We start from the raw sequence: 20,049 nt of genomic DNA, 5'->3' as shown, positions 1-20,049 counted from the left end.
CTGGCTTATTTAATGGACTTTAATTTAGTCGACGATTTATCCTGTCCTTTAAATGAAAGGTTGAGGAAGTAGCCGCATTGATCATCTTTCTCGCACATTTCAACATCATCTATAACATAGGTCCAGTCGCCGCTTTTGAAGGTGTAGGTCCAGCCGCCCATGGTACCTTGTGCTTCTTCAAGTCCGTTGTTGAGCACAAGGTCGGGTTTTTCAGATGTGGGCCGGCCTTTACTCCATGATGCGTAACGGATATTATTGCCGATCGTCCTGTCAATCCTGATCAATAATTTGGGCGATTGTAGTACCAATACGTTTTGATCCCAATGGTTTATTGAAGGGTGCATTTTGCTTTGGATTGATTTGGTCAGCTGGTCTTTTAAATCCTGTTCGCGCTTTGAAATGTAATTGACAGACATTATCAGCCCTTTTTCATTCAGCCACATCTCCCCGCTAAACTCCTCGCCAACCAGGCCAAAGTTACCATGCTGTTCCATTACAGCACTACCCCGAAACCCAGACAGTTTTTTCTTGAATGCCGCATCAAACATAACAGGGTAATAGGCTATAAACTCTTTAGCATTGGCAATATCTTTTAAAGGATTTTCTCTTTTAAGCGGATAGGCCACCAGCTTTGATAACTCTTCTGCCTTATCTGCCTGAATCAGTTTGATAATGTAGCGATACCTTTTGATCATAGCCGGCTTGTCATCAGCTCGGGCACCAGTGATTACAAATAAAAAGAGGACGATGCAGAAGATATTTTTCATGGTTTTGAGTTCAAATAGCGTTGATGTCGCCGGATTTAAAGATACATATGTATCTTTAATCTAAAAACCGGGATTTTTAATGTAGTCTCCCGCAGGACATTCAGGATTTACAGAGCGAATTTGCAGGATTAACCAGCATGCTTGATTTGCATGTGGGAGACGCAAATATGCGTCTCTACAATAAGAAAATTAACGATTCCATGTTTAAATTTACACTGCCGAATGAATAACACCGATATCACCGATCCCTTATTTTTGCAAGCTGTTGAAGCTATTGACAGCGGGGATATTGTTTTGCTGGAAGAATTGCTAACCCATAACAAACGCCTGGTGCGCGAAAGGCTGGATTACCCAGAGCCTGGATATTTCCAAAACCCTTACCTGATTTGGTTTGTAGCTGATAATCCTATCCGCGTTGAAAAACTGGCTGCCAACATTATTGATATAACGCAATTGCTCATCCTGTTTGTGAAAAACGAGGCGGCGGATACCGCGCAATATCAAATAGATTATGCCCTTGGCCTGGTGGCCACCGGCCGCATCCCCAAAGAGTGTGGTGTACAAATAGCCATGATGGATGCACTTATTGGCGCCGGCGCTACACCGGCTGGCGGCCTGGGCGCATTGGCCCATGGCAATGTGGAAGCTGCCGCTCATTTGATTAAACGCGGTGGCAAGCTTACCCTGGCGGCAGCAGTTGGTTTAGATTTGATGGAGGATGTTAAAATGATGACTGCCACCGCCGGCAAACATGAATTACTGGTAGCGCTTACCACCGCCGCATTTTATGGCAAGCCGGATATCATAGCCTATTTATTAAGCATCGGCGCGCCGGTAAACGGATACCCCGAAAATAAGGAGGGGTTCCATAGTCATGCTACGCCCTTGCACCAGGCGGTTTCCTCGGGCTCGTTAGCAGCTGTAAAGTTGTTGGTAGAGGCAGGCGCAAGGCTTGATGTGCCCGATAAAGTATACGGTGGCACACCCCTGGGTTGGGCCCAATACATGCAAAATGACGAAAGCCCTGACGAGGAAACCCGGCAGGGTTATGCTGTAATTGCCGACTATTTGAAAGATAAATAGCCTCAATTCTTTTTATTTTAATCAAAGTAATTTAATTTTTTAAGCTTGGGTTAATAAGCTGTTGTTTGGTTTGTAATAATGTTAAAATCCGTTGTGGGCTGTGGTTTTAGGCTTATCTTTATGCCACCTGAAGAACTCTGCTTATGCCCATCCAAATAAAAAAAGTCGTTTTCAAAACGCTTAAAATTACAGGCATCACCCTTGTTGGCTTGTTAGCGTTAATGTTTTTACTGCCATACCTGTTTCCGCAAACCATCACCAATAAAATAAAGCAATGGGCCGGCGGCAGTATCAATGGCAAACTCAATTTTTCGGGAACAAGGTTGTCATTCTTCAAAAAATTCCCGGCATTAACACTCACACTGAATGATTTTTCGCTAAATGGCAGCGCACCTTTTCAGAATGATACATTGGTAGCGGCTAAAGAAGTTTCATTGGCAATTGATCTTTCGTCGGTGTTTAAAAGTAAAATTAACATCAACCGCATTTACCTGAGCAAGGCCACCATCAATATTGAGGTTGATAGCGCCGGGCATGCCAACTATAACGTTTACAAAGCTAAAAATGCCCAATCTGCGCAGACGGCAGATACAGCCAGTGCTTCCTTAGGTATCGAACAGATATTGATTGAAAAAAGCCACCTGGTGTATAGTGATAAATCGATGCCGTTATTGGTTGATGCCCGCGATTTTAACTACAAGGGGAGCGGCGATTTAAGCAAAGATGTTTTCGATTTATATACCCATACCGAAATTGGTTCTGTCGATTTTAGCTATGGCAATCAACCCTACATCTACCATAAAAAAGTAAACGCCGATCTGGTAACCAGCATCAACACCAAATCGTTTGCTTTCATTTTTCAAAAAAACAACCTCATGATCAATGAGCTGCCGGTTGAGTTTAAAGGCAAGTTTGAGTTTTTGAAAGATGGGTACAGTATGGATTTCAGGATCAGGAGCGATCAGCACGACCTGAGTGATATTTTTACTGCCCTGCCTGCCGAATATGCCAAATGGACTGATGACACCGAAATAAACGGAACGGGCAAAATCACCATGTCGCTTATTGGCAAATACATAGCTGCAACCAAACAAATGCCCGATCTGGATTTTAGCATGAAGATTCGCGATGGTTATATCGCCAATAAAAAAACGCCCGAGCCGGTTAAAAACCTGTTCCTGAATATGGAGGCTAAATTACCCGGCTGTAATCCTGATAACCTCGATCTGAATATCGATTCGGTTTACTTCAATATTGGTAAGGATTATTTTGGTTCGGTGATCAAGGTAAAGGGCATTAAATCGCCCCAGGTATTTGCCAAGATTAATACCGAGATTGACCTCGAAAAATGGAACCGTGCTTTTGGCGTAAAAGCGTTTGATGTAAAAGGCAGATATTCATTGCACCTGGTTGCCGAAGGTAAATATGCTAAGGGGATCAGGAAAACCGGCATCCGCCATCATATTGATACGGTGATTACCAGCATCCCTAAGTTTAAATTTAACTCATCTTTCCGGAACGGGTATATCAAATACGTCAAACTGCCCGAGGCCATGAAAAATATCAGTTTCGATTTAAATGCCGGCAGTCCGGATAGTAACCCTGCCCACGTTACCATGGCTTTAAGCAATTTGAATATTAATGCCTTAAACAACTATATTAAAGGTTATTTAAAAATGAGCAACACGGCCGGTGCGCTCATTGATGCTGATCTGAAAGCCAAATTCGATCTGGCCGATATTAAAAAGATATACCCGGTTGATAGTATCGACCTAAGGGGCAACCTGGACGCCGATGTGCAAACCAAGGGCCGGTACATCCCGGCCGGCAGGATCTTCCCGGTTACCAATGCGCAGATAGATTTGCATGGTGGCTACATCCAAACCAAATACTACCCGCACCCGGTTCAAAATATTGAGGTGAGTACCGCCATCAGCAATAATACAGGTTCGTTAAAAGGATTGAAGGTGAATATTAAACCCGTGTCGTTCACCTTTGAAGGCCAGCCTTTTATGCTGAAAGCCAATCTTAAGAACTTTGATAACCTTGATTATAGCATCAAATCGCACGGATCACTGGATATTGGCAAAATTTACCAGGTTTTTGCCATGAAGGGCTACAATGTTAAAGGAACCATAGTTACCAATCTATCCTTAAAAGGTAAACAAAGCGATGCTACTGCGGGCAGGTATGACCAATTGGCCAACTCTGGTACTATGAAGGTGAAAGATATCACATTAACATCTGATCTGTTCCCCAAGCCATTCCTGATCAAAACCGGCCTGTTTAGCTTTAACCAGGATAAAATGAAGTTTGATAAATTTACCGCCAACTACGGTAAATCGGTAATTGTGCTTGATGGGGCTTTATCAAACGTAATAGACTATGCGGTTAAACCAAATTCGCCCCTGAAGGGGGAGTTTAACCTGAGCAGCGGTTTGATCATTGCCGACGATTTTATGGCCTTTGCAGCCGGGCCATCAACCCCGAAAGCAGCCAAATCGGGTGTTATCCTGGTGCCATCTAACCTGGACCTTAACTTTACTGCCAACGTTAAAAAGGTAAAATATAACGGATTGGATATTAACGATGCCAAGGGGCAAATGAGCATCAGCAAAGGGCAAATTGTTTTGAAACAAACGGGTTTTACGCTGATAGGGGCACCGGTAGTAATGGATGCTACCTATGGCAGTGTGAGCCCGCAAAAGGCGTATTTTGATTACCACATTGACGCCAAAGAGTTCGACATTAACCGGGCTTACCGCGAGGTAAAATTGTTTCATGATATGGCTACGTCAGCAGCCAATGTGCAGGGTATTGTTTCATTAAATTATCAGTTAAGCGGTAAGCTTAACGGCGATATGAAACCCATTTACCCATCGCTAAAAGGTGGAGGCGTGCTATCGGTAAAAAAGGTAAAAGTAAAAGGCTTTAAACTGTTTAGTGCCGTTGGCAAAACCACCGGCAGGGATAGCTTAGGCGGCAAAAACGATGTAAGCAAAGTAGATATAAAGACCACCATTGCCAATAACATCATCACCATACAACGCACCAAAATGCGCATGGCCGGCTTTCGCCCAAGGTTTGAAGGGCAGGTAAGTTTTGATGGCAAACTGAATATGCAGTTTCGCCTGGGCTTGCCCCCGCTGGGCATCTTCGGTATACCTATGACCATTACCGGCACGCAGGATAAACCAATTATTCACCTGGGTAAAGGGAAAAAAGAAGATGAGCTGAAAGAGACGCCAGAAGGGGAGTAAATAATCAGCCTTACGAAGTTTTCAAAACTTCGTAAGGCTGTCATCGATAAATCAATGTCATTGCGAGTTATAAAATCCGGCGGACTGTGAAGGTGGAAATGACGTAAAAACTATCCTCTAAACCCTGTCATTCTGAGGCACGAAGAATCTTCTTCACTATAAAAGTCTGCGATGAGCAGGGCGAAGAAGATCCTTCGTTCCTCAGGATGACAAACATTTTTTACAAAACGTCATGGGTAGGAACGAAGCAATCGCGAACTGCGCAAATCTGCCCTGTAGAGTATGAGATTGCTTTGTGCCTATTCATGACAACTTGTAGAACCCAGACTTACGAAATTTTCAAAATTTCGTAAGTCTTTCATCAGTTACGAAAGATCTTTATTCCTTGTTCCCCAAATCCTTATTCCCAGGTTACTCCACCTTCAAACTCTTAATTGGGTTAACTAAGGCAGCCCTGATGGCTTGCGAGCTTACGGTAATTAAGGCCAGCATTAAGGAAACAATGCCCGACGCGGCAAAGATCCACCAGCTAATTTCTGTGCGATACACAAACTCCTGGATCCATTGATGGGTAAGGTACCAGGCTATCGGCCAGGCTATCACATTGGCGGCTATTACAAGCCATGCAAATTCGCGGGATATGAGCAAAGATATATTTTGTACGCTTGCACCTAATACCTTACGGATGCCAATTTCTTTGGTACGGCGCTCGGCGGTAAACACAGCCAGGCCAAACAAGCCCAAACAACTCAACAATATGGTAACCCCGGCAAAGGCCTTGAACAATTGCCCGGTTTGAATATCCTTGCGGTACATGGCATCAAAATTATCGTCCATAAACTGGTAATCAAAAGGGTGTACCGGGTTATAGCTGTGGTATATCTTCTCCGTTTGACTAACCGCGTCTTTAATATATTCTGATTGTGCCTTAATATATAATACACCGCCATATTCGGCCGATTTCGCGGCTCTGAAAATAGCAGGTGAGATATCGGTTTTAAGCGAGTTATTATTGAAATCTTTTAACACGCCTTTGATCTGGCCCGATTTGCCCCAAAGACTGATCAATGTACCCACCGGGTGTTTCAACCCCATCATTTTTACTGCCGACTCATTTACCAGGTAATAAGCGCTATCAACCGGTGCGTTGGTAAAGCCATCGCCATCGGCAAACTTCATTTGCATTACCGATGTAAAATCGGCAGCTATCTCCATCGGGCTGATATGTGCTTCGGTATTGGTAGTTAATTTGCCGGGCCAGGTAATATTATCGGTACTTGAACCCATCTGCATCACATCATCGGTAGCAAAAGTTACGCTGGTAATGTGTTTATTGGTTTTTAAATCGTTGATCACGGTTTGCAGATGCTTGCCCATATTGTCGTTCATCTGCACTAAAAAAACATTTTCGCGGTTATAACCCAGGTTTTTGGTTTGGATAAAATGTAGTTGTTTGGATACTACCACGGTGCAAATGACAAGCAGGATAGAAAACGTAAACTGTAGTATCACTAATCCTTTACGCAGCCACCCACCCTTTGCCGAAGTATTAAAGGCCGATTTTAAAACATCGGTTGGGTTAAATGATGATAGCACCCAGGCGGGGTAAATACTGGCCATTACAATGGTGCCCAGGCCAACCCAGCCAATAATTTGCAGGGTAGATCCGTTCCAGTAATCAATAGGGTAATCTTTACCGCTAATGCTTTGGTAAAGCGGTACCAGCATAGGGATTATAAATGAGGATAAGGCCAGCGCTGCAAAAAATATCAGCACAAACTCCGTAACAAACTGCATGATCAGCTGCGGCCTGCCGGCACCCACCACCCGCCTTAAACCAACCTCTTTAGCACGTTTGGTAGCCCGGGCGGTAGATAGGTTAATGTAGTTGATAACTGCAATCAACAAAATAAGGATACCTATCAATGTAAAGATCTTAACCACTTTGATACCTGCCGGACTAAGATCCGGATTGTAAAGGCGCAATTGGTTAAGCGGCTGAAACAGGTAGGTAACATCGCCTTTTTTTACAAAGCCGTTGTTTTTGAGGTGAATGTCTGATAGCTGTTTGGCCAGTAATTGTGCGTTGGTATTGGGCTTCAGTTTAAAAAATGTGCTGAATCCAAAATTGCCCCAATCCTCATCAATGGTTTTCCATTTGCCGTTGCCCCCAAAGTTTTTGCGCACCACGTTTAATGATAACAAAATATCTTTGCGCACGCTGCTCCGTTCGGGCATATCGGCCATAACGGCCGACACCACAAAGGGTTCCTGTTTTTCGCCCAGGAGCATGGTTTTACCCATCGCCTTATCTGCCGAACCAAAGTATTTGACGGCGGTAGCATTGCTAAGCACCATGTTGTTTAACTCGGCAAGGGCTGTTGCGGCGTTTCCTTTAATAAATTGGATGTGAAAAATGTCGAAGAAAGAAGGCTCGGTGTAAGCTACTTTTTTTTCTATCAGGTGGTTTTCGCCGGCGGTTACCAACTGTTGGCGGGTATTGTAACGAACCGCTTTTTCAACCCCGGGGAAATTATTTAAAGCCGTAGCCGCGATTGGGGCAGGGGCACTCGTCCAGGTATCGTAGTTATTATCGCCCATTTTAATTTTGGCATTCAGACGATAGATGTTGTGCGCATCGGCAAATTGCGTATCATAAACCAATTCATCATTAACTCCCCAAAAAAGTAAAATGCTTACCGATAGCCCTATGGCCAGGCCCAAAATGGCAATTAGCGAATAAACCCTGCTGCGGAGCAAATTTCTCCAGGCTGTTTTGATGTAGTTTTTGATCATTGCGTTATCAGTTAATAGGTTGACAGTAATACGTTTAGCTACAATACCGGTTTAAACCTGTAATAATTGTGCCGAAGTTTTAAGTGTTTGATTGTTAAATAGTTGAAATTTTATTGCGAAGTTTTAAGTGTTCGGTAGCGTACACTCACCGCACGTAAGCGAACGGGGGGCTGTGTTATTCACTTCTCAAACTTTTAACCGGATTCATCATGGCAGCTTTGATCGACTGAAAGCTTATGGTTAATAGCGCTATAACGATTGCCACAAAGCCAGATAATGCAAGCATCCACCAGCTTATCGCGATGCGGTATACAAAATTTCGCAGCCACCGGTCCATCAAATACCAGGCAACAGGAGACGCAACTACCAATGCCGCCAGTACAAGTACGACGAAATCTTTAGAGAGCATCAGGGTAATATTGGTTACACTTGCGCCAAGTACTTTCCGTATCCCAATCTCTGCCGTCCTTCTTTTAGTGGTGAATATCGTTAGTCCAAATAACCCAATGCAGGAAATAAAGATAACGATAAATGTCGCGGCATTAATCAGTTTTGCTGTGCGGTAATCTTTCTCATATAAAAGCGCTATCGATTCATCAAAAAAACGAAAGTCAAACACCTCTCCCGGATATATATCCTTCCATGATTTTTCGATTTGTGCCAGGGTTAGCTTCAGTGCGGCAGGTTGCTTGTCGCTGACAGCCAGCTTAACGGCAAGGTCCTGCTGCATTTTTGGAATATTTACGATGCAGACAGGTTTGATGCTTTCGTGGAAGGACTTTTCATGAAAATTGGCAACTACACCCACAATAGGGTAAGGCTTGTTTTGATAAAGCAGCATTTTGCCTATAGCTTGCCGTGGTTCACGAAGCCCAAGCAAGTGCAAAAAGGTTTCATTGATCACATATTCCTTTAAGCTGTCTGCTGGTAAAAGGTTTCGTCCGGCAAGCAGCTTCATGCCGTATAGCGACAAATAATGTTCATCGCCCGACAATTCAGGTATACGGGTTTCGGCTCCGTTTACTCCGTTCAATTTCAGCGCGATGTTGCCATCCCTGCCATCCATTGGTGTGTACTGCTCGCCGGCAACGCTGCTGACGCCCGGTATCTGTTTTAATTGCTGCGCTAACACATTCATTTGTTTTGCCGGGGCCTTGCGACTGGTTGGCAGGATAACGATGGCATCGGTATTAAAACCCAGCGCTTTGCTGCGGGTATAACTTAATTGCTGATGGACGACCAGGCTGCCGATGATAAAAACCAACGACAGGGTGAACTGGAAAACAATCAATCCTTTTCTCAGCCACCAATGTCCGCCACCGGGGATTCCGGAACCTCTCAGGCTCAGTGCCGGCGAATAAACCGCTAAGGTTCTTGCCGGGTACAGGCCTGCAAATAAACAAGTGACCAGCGTTATAGCTAATATAAAAAGCAGAGTATTGGTTTCCAATAGTCTGAAACTAACTCCTTGTGGAATAAATGCCTTAAATGCAAAAAGCACAGGGTTAACCAATAACAGCGCAATGATCAGGGCAAGGAAGGTGACCATGAAAGTTTCTATCAGGAACTGTATCATGATACCTGTAGTGCTGCTGCCCATGATTTTTCGGACCCCCATTTCCCTTGTGCGCTGAATAGATTGCGCGGTGGCCAGGTTAACGAAGTTGACCAGGGCCAGTAACAGGATAAATAGGGCCGTACCGATCATTCCGTATACAATGGGAAGATCGGCTGTACGGATCTGGTTTTCTACAACGTCGGCGTCAAAATGCACTTTTGTAATTGGTTCCAGCCATAGCGTAAGCCGTATATCGGGGTTTTTAGGTGCATAAGCTTTAACGATAGCGGCAAGTCCGTCATTAGCCTTGGCCTGGCTGATACCGGGAGCCAGTTTAACAAAAGCCTGGGTGGACATATGATTCCAGTCGTCTGCAAACGCTTTTTTCAAGAAACTGTTTTGAACCGTGCTGTAAGAGATAAAATCGGTAAATGCGAAGTCTGTATTTTTCTTCCAGTCTTCCACAATTCCCGAGATTTGCACACGAAGAGAGTCGTCATAAACTATTTCCCGGCCAAGGAGGCTCCCGGGATCAACATTTCCAAAATATTTTTGTGCCCGGCTGAGGGTAAGCACTACTTTATAAGGCTGATTCAAAGCGGTCTGCTGGCTTCCGGCAAGCCAGTGATAGTTAAAGATCTTGAAATATTGAGGCTCGGCCACTATCGTGCCCAGATAGTACGCTCCATCGATTGAACTGTCAAACTTTTTGATTGGCTTATTACCATCTGGCACACCAATTTTGGCGTAGTACATGCTCACTGCGGAAATCGCTTCAATAGCAGGAAGCTCATGGCGGGCAGCAGCCACCGAGGAATAGGGTACTTTACTCATCACATCCTTATCACCAGCGGCAAAATGGACGGTGGTCATCACCCGGAAGATGCGATCCTTATCGGGATGAAATGTATCAAAGCTTAGTTCGTAACTGGCGATCAGGTAAATGGTAATGCATGCACATATCCCTAAAGCCAATCCAAGGATATTAATTGAAGCATAAATTTTATTGCGCCAAAGGATGCGCCAGGCAGTCCTGAAATAGTTCTTTATCATTTGAATGGGCTATAAATGAGTGACTTAAAACGGCTCGATATAAATAGTCAATAAATACAATGCCAAATGCTAATTATTTGAATATTAATTGTTTGCAAAGATTTTGCCTTTGAGGCTGTATCAAAAACGGACAGGATGCGTTCGTTTCTGTATCAACGCTATTTCTGCACTATTTGTTAATAATAAAGCAATCTTCAATATCGTTATTTACGCGTTGGTACCTATGCCAAACAAACCCTATTACATGTATAAATTTGTTCTATTCGTTTTACCATTACTGCTTTCCTTTAAAATGTATGCCCAAAATGGTCAAACGGTAATTAATAACTCGGCTACAACAGCTATTAATTTTCCGGGCGAGGGCTGTATTTATCAATGGGTAAACAGTAACCCGGCCATTGGCTTGCCAGCTTCGGGAGTTGGTAATATAGCTCCGTTTACGGCTGTAAATACAGGAAATAGTCCAATCACGGCTACCATAACCGCAACTTCTATATCGCAGGGATATGCTTATATAGCCAATTACCACGACAACTCAATATCAATCATCAATACCGAAACACAAGAGGTTAGTACCTTACCTGCAACTGGCTTTGCGCCTTATGGTGTAGCTGTTGATCCTTATGGTACCAGGGCTTATGTAGCTAACCTTGGCGACGGTAATGTTTTGGTAATTGATACCCGAACCAACCGTATTATTAACACCATCCAGGTAGGCGATGGCCCTATTAGCCTGGTTACCAGCCGTGATGGACGAGAATTATACGTAGCAAGCGAAAACGCGGGAAATGTTGCCGTTATAAACACATCAACAAGCTTAGTGGATAAATATATACCCCTCCCTGGCGTACCATATGGCCTGGCTATCAGCCCGGATGGCAAAATCATATATACAAGTTTACTTGGTTCGGGGCTGGCTGTAAGCAACCTGCTGGCAGTTAATACAGCAACAGGAGATGTAATAGCCACTATACCTGTAGGCACCTATCCGGGCGGCGTTGCCATTAGTCCGGATGGTAAAAGGGTGTATGTTGCCTGTATGCAAAACCTTGACGACGGCACAAGCGACGTTACCGTCATCAATACCGGAAATAATGATATAGTCGCCAAAATAAATGTAGGCAAATCGGCTATAGGGGTTGCTGTAAATCCTGATGGCAGCAAGGTGTATGTTACCTGCCTTGGTGGAAACCGGGGGCAGGGAGGTATAACAGTAATTGACGCGCAAAGTAATACCATAGTTTCAACCATCACGCTTGGCGCTATATCAGCCGGAATTTCATTTAGTCCGGATGGCAGCAAGCTATATACCGGCGATACCAAGGCAAACACGGTGCTGGTAATTAACACAGCCAATAACAGTACATTGGCTACCGTGCCGGTAGGGCAGGATCCAAGTTCATTTGGCAGCTTTGTTACTGCCGGGTATGGCTGTAGTATTTTCCCGGTAAAGTATACGATTACGGTAAATCCTACCAATAAACCCGCCGTTGTTATACCCAATAGTTTTAGCCCCAATGGCGACGGTACAAATGATACCTGGGTTATTAAAAATATTGATAATTATGCTAATTGTACGGTAGCTATCTATAACCGATATGGTGCAAAGGTATATTCATCAACCGGTTACCAGGTGGTCTGGAATGGCTTATACCACGGGGTGGCGATCCCCTCGGGTACTTACTATTATATTATTGATCTTAAAGAAGGTAGCAAGGCATTATCCGGGAGTTTAACTGTGCTCAGGTAGTGAAGTTGGGTTATGCTCAAAAAATATCATTGCGCAAGCTCTTTGATATGAAAAGCTTCCCTAATAGTTTTGATGATGATATCAAAGCCGTTATTGCCATTGGTAAATAAAATGATGCCCCTTTTAGATTGAGGCAGCAAAATGATAAGTGTTTTAACCCCATCGTCAGATCCGGTATGCATAATCAGGTATTCGCCGTTTTCTAATGGCGTCATTACTTCCCAGCCCAGGCCCATGTTTTCTTTAGGCTTGCCTTCCATTTGCACCTGCGGGGTAACCATTTGGGCAAACAGCTTTTGGGATAATGCTTTTTGATTTAAAACCGATTGCGCGAATTTGGAGTAATCGCCAATGGTGGTTACCAGCCAATCGGCAGATATGATGGCGGTATTTTTGGTCATTTTTATCAGCGCACCATTTTTATCATGCGGGTCGGCAAAACGGGTAGAATCCATTTGCTTGCTCCAGCCGTAATGGGTATCCTTCATATCCAATGGTTTAAATAAAACCGAATAGGCCAGTTGTTGCAGTGTGCGGTTAAACTTGTGCTCCAAAGCATGGCGCAGGTATTCAAAACCCTCGCCCGAGTAGCTGTATTTAGTCCCAGGCTCAAACATAAAAACCAGTTTTCCAGATCGCCAGTTGGGGAAGCCGGTTTGGTGGCTCAGCACTATGCGGGTGGTTAGCTTTTTATAACGGGGATCGTCCTTTACATCAGGATCTATCCAGTACTTATCCAAAGGCTCGTCCAAACTCCATTTGCCGGCGTCTACCAGTTTTAAAACGGTAAGGGCGGTAATAGGTTTGGTTAGCGATGCCACATTGAAAAGCGTGTTTAAAGATGCAACTGCACCGTTCTCCAGGTTGCCGAAACTTTTTGTCTGTTTTATTTTTCCATCTTCCAAAATACTGGCCGCGATAACCGGCACATGATGTTGTTGCATCCAGGCGGGGATGCTATCCAGGCAGCTGAGGGGTACAATTGTTTGTGCCGATGCCGGCTTAACTGTTAAAGCAAGTAAAAGGAGTATGGGCAATTGAAATAAATACTTTTTCATGGTAGCAATGATTAATTGCTTACAAGACGCCGTACCACTTCATTTCGTTACGCGCTGCTTATTACAGGCTCTCAAAGTTTTGCCTGTGCCAATCTTATGGTTCACAACGGACTTTTATTAGCGAGCCCTCCGGTGTATACCTTAAAAGCTTTTATCTTTCCTGATAGATGGTAACACCAGGTAGGTTACAATGCTATGTGCCGCAAGCGAAAGCGCAGCAGTTACCACCAGGATCATCACCTTTTTCAGGATGCTATCAAAATAATCAAGGAACTGCGATTGGCCTGTGCCGCTGAATAAAATAGTCGCCACAAATATGGTTAAACCAGTAAGCCACAACGTTAAGTGCGAATAAAAATAGCGCGACGTAGCAAATGTTGACCCGGTAAATGAGGCAACCAGAAGCGACACGTGGGCAATAAAAAAAACTATCGCCGCGATAACCAATAAGTAAAACATATACAAACTTTAGAGTGAATAGGATATTCTCAAATATAACAATGCAAGTTAAAAGTCAAAATATTCCCATAGGTTGTAATTTGAAAACTGACGAATTAGTCTGTATTGCTCATGAAAACCCGATACCGGCCATTGAGTTAAACTATGAACCTACCTGCTTAAGCCGAAACAAAATACTCGTCAATAGAAATTAAACTTTGCCCCGAAACAAGCGGACTTGAGCAATAGCTAAGCAGGTGCTCACCGTCAAGATGGTTTAACAACTCATTTAAATCATATGCGGTGCCCGTGCGTTGGATGATGAACGAATCATCAAGGATCTCGGTTATACTTGCACCATAGCGGTGCAGGCCATGCGCAACAGACGAAAGATGATCCTTGGCTATTTTGTATTGCCCGATTCTTAATAATTGCTTTTCCTCAACCGGGTGGCTTATCGTTTTATAAACTTCAATGATATTATTCATTTTTTGGGTGATAAAATACACATCGGCAGGGGGCAGCATTACCTCCATGGCAATCAGCACAACGTCGTGCATATCGGTACGCGAAACATTGAGCGAACAAACCTCGTAGCTTTTACGGTTGATGATCATCAACAGCTGGTTTAACAGCCCTTTTTTATCATCGGCATAAACCGCGATGATGTACTTTTTGAACAAATTGTTGGTAGCTTTTTTCATGTTGACTGGGAATTTATGGTGTAAAAAAAAAGCCCTCTGGTTGAAGAGGGCTTTTAAAAATTTTCTATTTTATTTATAGCAAATCAATATCACCCTTCATCTTTTAAAATGACAGTAATAATAATGACGTTGTTTAATTGAGTTGTATACATCTGTTGCTAATGAGCGGTGCGCCGCTCGTGATGTGCAAGGTAGGAAAATTTTTATAATCGCTCCACAATTTACTCCTGGGAAATCGCTTTTACCCACAAGTAATGAATTCGTGTCATCTTAAGGCACTTTTTTTTGAATTAGACACGAATGCCCGCCGACTCGGTTACAATTTAATCGAATTTCACGAATTTTGGAATTGATTGATGGCACAAATCAGGGCAAACGCATCTAAATAATTAACGGGGATAAGCTTAATGCGTAAGGACGGTATAAGCATCAACTTGTTTTTATTGCCTGGTCCTGGTTAAATGATCCAGGTATCGAAGGCATTTGTATTTGGCTGCGCCTAAACTGCGCCATACATCAGTTTAATGTTAACCTTGTAAAAATATAAAACATTGATTATTAGATGTTTATAATTTACATATCTGAAATGTGTTAAGTTATGTTAACCCTGGTTAGATGCGTTTGCCCTGTAGCAAAACTTAAAATGTGAAATGAAAAAATTCGTGAAATTAGCTATAATCTATCTTACGGGCAGTTAAATTCGTGTTTATTCAACGCTCAGCTTGCGAGAAAATAAAGTTGAATATTAAAAGTGATTTCCTTCAATTTACCCCATCAAATTTGTGATGCGCCATGTTATTTGGTATTCTTGCGGTACCGCCCCAAATAAGGTGTATAACAAATACGATCAAATGAGCGAAAAACAACTATCTCCCGATGTTTTAAAAACCAGGCAACATTTTGAAATTTTAGATGGCTTAAGGGGGATAGCCGCGCTGGCGGTGGTTACGTTCCATTTTATGGAGGTGGCTTATAGCGATTACAGCCAGGACTTCATTGGGCATGGCTTCCTCGCTGTCGATTTCTTTTTTTGCTTATCAGGCTTTGTGATCGCTTATGCTTATGACGATAGGATCAGCAAAATGGGGGTTTTGGAATTTTTTAAATCGAGGATCATCAGGCTGCATCCGCTGGTAGTTTTCGGATCGATATTGGGCTTACTTACCTTTCTTTTTGACCCTTTTGGCGGCCACTCTGAATTGTATAGCGTGGGCAGGCTGGTTGTGCTGGTTGGGTGTTCTGCTTTAATGATCCCTATTGGTGGAATGCCCGATAGGTATTTTAACCTGTTTGGTTTCAACGCACCGGCATGGTCGCTGTTTTGGGAATATGTTGCCAATATAGTTTACGCCTTTGTGCTAAGCAGACTTAAGAAACGGTACCTGCTTGCGCTGACTGTGATCTCGGCGGCGGGGATTTGCTATGTGGCCCGGCAATCGGGCAATTTGATGGGCGGCTGGAGCACAGGTACATTTTGGGATGGCGCTGTGCGTATTTCGTACTCGTTTTTAGCGGGCATGCTGGTGTACCGCTTTAACTGGGTTATTAAAAATAAGCTTGGCTTTATCGGCGTATCTGTATTACTGACTTTTGCTTTTTTACTGCCCTTTTCCCAATCATGGAACTGGCTTACCGAGCCATTGGTAGTGTTATTATACTTTCCCTTACTGATAGCTTTAGGGGCGGGTGCAAGGCTGCGCGAGGGTTTCAAAAAGTTCTGTGTATTCTCGGGCAATATCTCATACCCGCTTTATATGACACATTATGCCTTTATCTGGGTATTCGCTAACTATTATACCGCCCATAAACCGGGAGCGGGGAAGTTATCGCTGATCATCATCGTGTCCGAGATCTTTTTAGTAACTATCGCTTATTTGGTAATGACCTATTTTGATATACCGGTGCGCAAATATTTGAGCAGCAAACGGAAGATAGATTGAGATACCTGAACATATCAAACCTTTCTGTAAGGCACTCTCTTAATCGTTTTGGGGGCGAGGGGAGATTGGTGTTAAGGGGGGCTTGCCTGCCTCATTAATATAATTATGTAGTCATGTAAAAAATAAAATGTATACAAATACAGACAAGTGCCATAATTGTTTTGCAAAAAAAACAATATTTTTTTGATCCACCTCCGACTCAAAAAAACATACTCTTATAACACAACATCCATCAAAAAAGGGCACAATTGATGATGTATTACCTGTATGTTGGATATTTTTCCTCGTTTTACGCACCTTGTTCCCCAATAGGTTATTTAGTGTTTGTTTATACATAATGCCGCCGGCTTAATACCAAGTGGCGTGGCTTTTGTATCATAGCAAAAGGTTGTAAGCTGTTGCACCTGCAGGTTCATCGTTTTGATTGCTGTGCAACAGGTTGCCATCTACCTAACTTATACTGGACTATGACTATTAATTGTATGATCCTGGACGACGATCCAATAGTGATCAGCTATCTCAAAGAATACATCCTTCAAATCCCCCTGTTAAATTTATTAGCTACGCAGCAATCGCCTATTGAGGCATTGGCTTTATTAGAAACCCTTGATATACAATTAATTTTTATGGATATCGGCATGCCCGAATTAAACGGCATCGATATGGCCCGCCTACTTCATGCCAATAAAGGCGATGCAGCGCCACGAATTGTTTTTATAACCGGGTTTGATCGTTTCGCGGTTGAAAGCTACCAGGTAAACGCGCTTGACTACCTGGTTAAGCCGGTAACTTTTGAAGGCTTGCTGGCAGCCGCGCATAAAGCCCGTCGTTATTTTGAAAGTTTATCACACCAGCCCGTTTCTTCGGGTACTTACAGGCTCAACGATTTTATTTTACTTAAGGTAGAACACGATATTGTACGTGTTTATTTAAAAGATATCCTTTACATAGAAAGTTATAAAGACTATGTAATGGTTTATACCACTATGGACGGCAAGGTAATTAAGGCCCTTACCACATTAAAAAGCATTGGCGAAAAGCTGCCCCCAAACTCTTTTATGCGTGTTCACCGGTCTTTTATCGTGTCGTTGGATAAGATAGAAACCATTCACCACCATACTATTCATATCAATAAAGCTATGATCCCGGTAACTGAGCAATACCGGGCCGAATTTAAAGACTTTATAGCCCAATGGCTTTAGTCGGCTAATTTTGCTTCTATCGAACGCCCTGGTAGTTTTGTCGGCCGGGGCGGTTATCTCATCGGATAAACCTCCTCCTTTTCTTTAGTTCCACATGGTTTAAAATGGCAACAACCAGTGGTTGTAGCGGCACTTTTGCCGGGCTTGGTAGTTTTTGAACTGGCAGGCAAGCTCCTCTCGTTTTCTGTCGGTTATAAATCCGTTTCTAACGAAACCATCAGCACAGATTCATTTTGTTGTATTTCTTTAGTAAGAAGAAAGGGAACCGGTATCGTTTCCGTTTCGAAAATGAGATTGACGCTTATTAACCATAAAGAAAAACCGATAAGTTTTATCACATCAAAATATGAGCACAAAAGGCGCAATCGCCCCCGAATGAAAATCTAATTGCAAAGTTTAACCCCCGTACACATGAAGCTACAAACTACCAACGTCTCTGAAAAATTTAACGATATGCTCATTTCTGTGTTGGCACATGACCTCAGGCAACCCTTTGCTTCGCTCATCGCCATTGCAGATATGGTTAAACAGTCGCGCCGCTCGTTTACCGATGCCGAGCTCCAACAGGTGTTTGAAGCCGTACATTACACAGCATCAATAAGTATTGAGCTTTTAAATGGCCTGCTGTTATGGTATAAAGCCAATAAGGATGGCATAGATTATAAAGCTCAACCATTTTTACTGGCCGAGATGATTACCGAAGCAAACGGCCTGTACCTGCATGAGCAGGTTAACAGGAGCGTTACACTGCATAATTTTATCCCGGATAACCAGGTGATCTGGGGCCCAAAAGAGATGCTTCAGTTTATTAACCGCAATATTTTAAGCAATGCCACCAAGCATTCGCCGGCGGGTGGTGTTATCGAGGTTACCTGTAGTACCAGCAATGGCTGGCTTACTGTAGCGTTCAGAGATCATGGTAAAGGGATGACAAGCGAGCAGATCAGGTCGCTTTTTGCAGTGCACGAAACCGATACATCGTTTACCAGCCACCTTAAAGGGGCAGGGATAGCCATGAGTATTTGCAAGGATATGATCAACAGCATGAATGGCCGCGTTTGGGCAAAATCCATATATGGTAAAGGCACAGTATTTTATTATTCAATACCACAAGATATTCTGTTGCTGCATGAAAATTGATTTGCTTATAGACAAGGACTATCTTACGGTATCTATTTTAGAAGATACCCGGCAAATGCACATGTGGTTTGCCATGAGGGATTACTACGCGGTAATGGATGAGCACCTGAAGGTAGTTGGTATCATTACACCGAAAGATGTTGAAAATACCACTCATCAGCAAGTGATTGACTGTGATTTTTTAAAACCGGTTATTGCCCCCGGCCAAACAGTTTTTGAAGCGTTGGAGCTTATGAAACAGGCCCAAACCGAATGTTTGCCGGTTTATGATGGTGACGATTTTGCAGGCGTGTTGTATTTTAGGTTTTTTGCTGATGTGTAAAAGTGTGTGGGAGTAGGTGCAAATGTTTTCTTTTAAATATCTTAGCACTGCAACCTAAATGATCATGAATATACTTTTCTCAATTGGGGCTCTTATTTTGGTGACTATTGTTTTAATGAAATTTGCCCCATCACTGTTTAAAAACGATGGGGCAAAAAACACATCAAGACCCTTGTCAGGCAGTAAACCCAATCAGGAAATAACAAATGATAAGCAGGTTATTGTAGGTAAAATATCTTATGAAGATGTTAAAAATGCAATAACCGGCTTTTGCAATATGTACAATCAAAAAGATTGGGCGGCTTTACCAAGGCTGATAAAATTAGCCGAGGGTCAGTTTGCTATCACCTTTCCTTATGATGTTGAATTTAGGATACTCTGCTTCTTCGTAAATTATCTGGCTTATCCGGAGGATTTAAATATCAATCCTGAAGTTACCGGCTGGACCACCACAAGCCCGGGCGATTATTGGATTAAATCCGGAGCTGTAAGCAAAAAAGCAATGTTGTTTCTACCCAAAATAGATACTGAATACGATTTTGTTTTGATGACAACCGAAGACAATATAGGCTATAAATTGAGCTTTGCATCGCGTGCGCAGAAGCAATTACCAGCTTTGCCGGAAAGGAATTATACAACTCCCAAAGTAAACGTTAATGAACTATCATCAATAGAAGGGGAAGATTTTTCTTAGTTACTTCTTTTTGGTAGTATCCGGCCCGTAAAAGATAACCGCTATGCGGCATTGCACGTTAGGGTATATTGTTTTCTACAAACAGGCAGCCGCTATGCGGCATAACACAAATTTACAAGGTGGAATGCCGCATAGCGGCTACCTATTTGTAGCACAATAATCAAATCCTTCTTTTGCTCCATCGGAGCTACCCTTCTACCTGCAATTTTAAACCAGATTGCTTCTTCGCTAAAGCCCGCTAATTAAGGTATTTGCCTGTTATTAAATAAATTAAAGCTATCTTA

General features: G+C 43.0%; 14 protein-coding genes. 8 read left to right on the top strand and 6 right to left on the bottom strand.

Going from position 1 to position 20,049, the window contains the following annotated elements:
- Window positions 1–5: 5 nt before the first annotated feature.
- Window positions 6–767, bottom strand: coding sequence for a hypothetical protein (locus FHS10_RS12140; RefSeq protein WP_259090927.1), 762 nt, complete (start codon window positions 765–767; stop codon window positions 6–8).
- A gap of 222 nt (window positions 768–989) precedes the next feature.
- On the opposite strand from FHS10_RS12140, the gene FHS10_RS12135 reads away from it, so the two are divergent.
- Both FHS10_RS12135 and FHS10_RS12130 read left to right on the top strand, forming a co-directional pair.
- Window positions 990–1,850, top strand: coding sequence for an ankyrin repeat domain-containing protein (locus FHS10_RS12135; protein WP_259090925.1), 861 nt, complete (start codon window positions 990–992; stop codon window positions 1,848–1,850).
- Between the two features lie 143 nt (window positions 1,851–1,993).
- Window positions 1,994–5,110, top strand: coding sequence for an AsmA family protein (locus FHS10_RS12130; RefSeq protein ID WP_259090923.1), 3,117 nt, complete (start codon window positions 1,994–1,996; stop codon window positions 5,108–5,110).
- A gap of 411 nt (window positions 5,111–5,521) precedes the next feature.
- Here FHS10_RS12130 and FHS10_RS12125 read toward each other — a convergent pair whose 3' ends face one another.
- Window positions 5,522–7,906: an ABC transporter permease gene (locus FHS10_RS12125; RefSeq protein WP_259090917.1), complete on the bottom strand. Its 2,385-nt coding sequence runs from the start codon at window positions 7,904–7,906 to the stop codon at window positions 5,522–5,524.
- Between the two features lie 175 nt (window positions 7,907–8,081).
- Window positions 8,082–10,517: an ABC transporter permease gene (locus FHS10_RS12120; protein WP_259090913.1), complete on the bottom strand. Its 2,436-nt coding sequence runs from the start codon at window positions 10,515–10,517 to the stop codon at window positions 8,082–8,084.
- A 244-nt stretch (window positions 10,518–10,761) separates the two neighbouring features.
- Here FHS10_RS12120 and FHS10_RS12115 point away from each other — a divergent pair, with 244 nt between their 5' ends.
- Complete coding sequence (locus FHS10_RS12115) at window positions 10,762–12,267, top strand: T9SS type B sorting domain-containing protein (RefSeq protein WP_259090906.1); 1,506 nt, start codon at window positions 10,762–10,764, stop codon at window positions 12,265–12,267.
- 26 nt (window positions 12,268–12,293) lie between these two features.
- Here the strand turns inward: FHS10_RS12115 and FHS10_RS12110 are convergent, their stop codons facing one another.
- The 3 genes from FHS10_RS12110 to FHS10_RS12100 form a co-directional block, all read right to left on the bottom strand.
- Window positions 12,294–13,325 carry a serine hydrolase domain-containing protein gene (locus FHS10_RS12110; protein WP_259090899.1) on the bottom strand — a complete coding sequence of 344 codons (1,032 nt, stop codon included), beginning with the start codon at window positions 13,323–13,325 and terminating at the stop codon, window positions 12,294–12,296.
- A gap of 141 nt (window positions 13,326–13,466) precedes the next feature.
- Window positions 13,467–13,784, bottom strand: coding sequence for a hypothetical protein (locus FHS10_RS12105; protein WP_259090894.1), 318 nt, complete (start codon window positions 13,782–13,784; stop codon window positions 13,467–13,469).
- Window positions 13,785–13,942: 158 nt separating this feature from the next.
- Window positions 13,943–14,467: a hypothetical protein gene (locus FHS10_RS12100; protein ID WP_259090893.1), complete on the bottom strand. Its 525-nt coding sequence runs from the start codon at window positions 14,465–14,467 to the stop codon at window positions 13,943–13,945.
- 851 nt (window positions 14,468–15,318) lie between these two features.
- Here FHS10_RS12100 and FHS10_RS12095 point away from each other — a divergent pair.
- The 5 genes from FHS10_RS12095 (at window position 15,319) to FHS10_RS12075 (ending at window position 19,765) form a co-directional block, all read left to right on the top strand.
- Entirely contained in the window at window positions 15,319–16,407 is a 1,089-nt protein-coding gene (locus FHS10_RS12095; RefSeq protein WP_259090891.1) for an acyltransferase family protein, read from the top strand.
- Window positions 16,408–16,874: 467 nt separating this feature from the next.
- Window positions 16,875–17,609, top strand: a complete 735-nt coding sequence (locus FHS10_RS12090) for a LytR/AlgR family response regulator transcription factor (RefSeq protein WP_259090889.1) — start codon at window positions 16,875–16,877, stop codon at window positions 17,607–17,609.
- Between the two features lie 411 nt (window positions 17,610–18,020).
- Window positions 18,021–18,749: a sensor histidine kinase gene (locus FHS10_RS12085; protein ID WP_259090888.1), complete on the top strand. Its 729-nt coding sequence runs from the start codon at window positions 18,021–18,023 to the stop codon at window positions 18,747–18,749.
- The gene (locus FHS10_RS12080; RefSeq protein ID WP_259090886.1) at window positions 18,739–19,071 is read left to right on the top strand and encodes a CBS domain-containing protein; all 333 of its coding nucleotides are present in this window, start codon (window positions 18,739–18,741) and stop codon (window positions 19,069–19,071) included. Before FHS10_RS12085 ends, FHS10_RS12080 begins: the two co-directional genes overlap by 11 nt.
- A gap of 64 nt (window positions 19,072–19,135) precedes the next feature.
- Entirely contained in the window at window positions 19,136–19,765 is a 630-nt protein-coding gene (locus FHS10_RS12075) for a hypothetical protein (RefSeq protein WP_259090880.1), read from the top strand.
- The last annotated feature ends 284 nt before the right edge of the window (window positions 19,766–20,049 follow it).

Origin of the sequence: Mucilaginibacter dorajii (genome assembly GCF_024808255.1) — a bacterium.
Lineage (GTDB): Bacteria > Bacteroidota > Bacteroidia > Sphingobacteriales > Sphingobacteriaceae > Mucilaginibacter > Mucilaginibacter dorajii.
This window is presented reverse-complemented; position numbering and strand designations above follow the sequence as displayed.

Excerpts from the sequence above, each read along its gene's own strand:
- FHS10_RS12140 (WP_259090927.1), bottom strand. The coding sequence starts at position 767 with ATGAAAAATATCTTCTGCATCGTCCTCTTTTTATTTGTAATCACTGGT.
- FHS10_RS12135 (WP_259090925.1), top strand. The coding sequence starts at position 990 with ATGAATAACACCGATATCACCGATCCCTTATTTTTGCAAGCTGTTGAA.
- FHS10_RS12130 (WP_259090923.1), top strand. The coding sequence starts at position 1,994 with ATGCCCATCCAAATAAAAAAAGTCGTTTTCAAAACGCTTAAAATTACA.
- FHS10_RS12125 (WP_259090917.1), bottom strand. The coding sequence starts at position 7,906 with ATGATCAAAAACTACATCAAAACAGCCTGGAGAAATTTGCTCCGCAGC.
- FHS10_RS12120 (WP_259090913.1), bottom strand. The coding sequence starts at position 10,517 with ATGATAAAGAACTATTTCAGGACTGCCTGGCGCATCCTTTGGCGCAAT.
- FHS10_RS12115 (WP_259090906.1), top strand. The coding sequence starts at position 10,762 with ATGTATAAATTTGTTCTATTCGTTTTACCATTACTGCTTTCCTTTAAA.
- FHS10_RS12110 (WP_259090899.1), bottom strand. The coding sequence starts at position 13,325 with ATGAAAAAGTATTTATTTCAATTGCCCATACTCCTTTTACTTGCTTTA.
- FHS10_RS12105 (WP_259090894.1), bottom strand. The coding sequence starts at position 13,784 with ATGTTTTACTTATTGGTTATCGCGGCGATAGTTTTTTTTATTGCCCAC.
- FHS10_RS12100 (WP_259090893.1), bottom strand. The coding sequence starts at position 14,467 with ATGAAAAAAGCTACCAACAATTTGTTCAAAAAGTACATCATCGCGGTT.
- FHS10_RS12095 (WP_259090891.1), top strand. The coding sequence starts at position 15,319 with ATGAGCGAAAAACAACTATCTCCCGATGTTTTAAAAACCAGGCAACAT.
- FHS10_RS12090 (WP_259090889.1), top strand. The coding sequence starts at position 16,875 with ATGACTATTAATTGTATGATCCTGGACGACGATCCAATAGTGATCAGC.
- FHS10_RS12085 (WP_259090888.1), top strand. The coding sequence starts at position 18,021 with ATGAAGCTACAAACTACCAACGTCTCTGAAAAATTTAACGATATGCTC.
- FHS10_RS12080 (WP_259090886.1), top strand. The coding sequence starts at position 18,739 with ATGAAAATTGATTTGCTTATAGACAAGGACTATCTTACGGTATCTATT.
- FHS10_RS12075 (WP_259090880.1), top strand. The coding sequence starts at position 19,136 with ATGAATATACTTTTCTCAATTGGGGCTCTTATTTTGGTGACTATTGTT.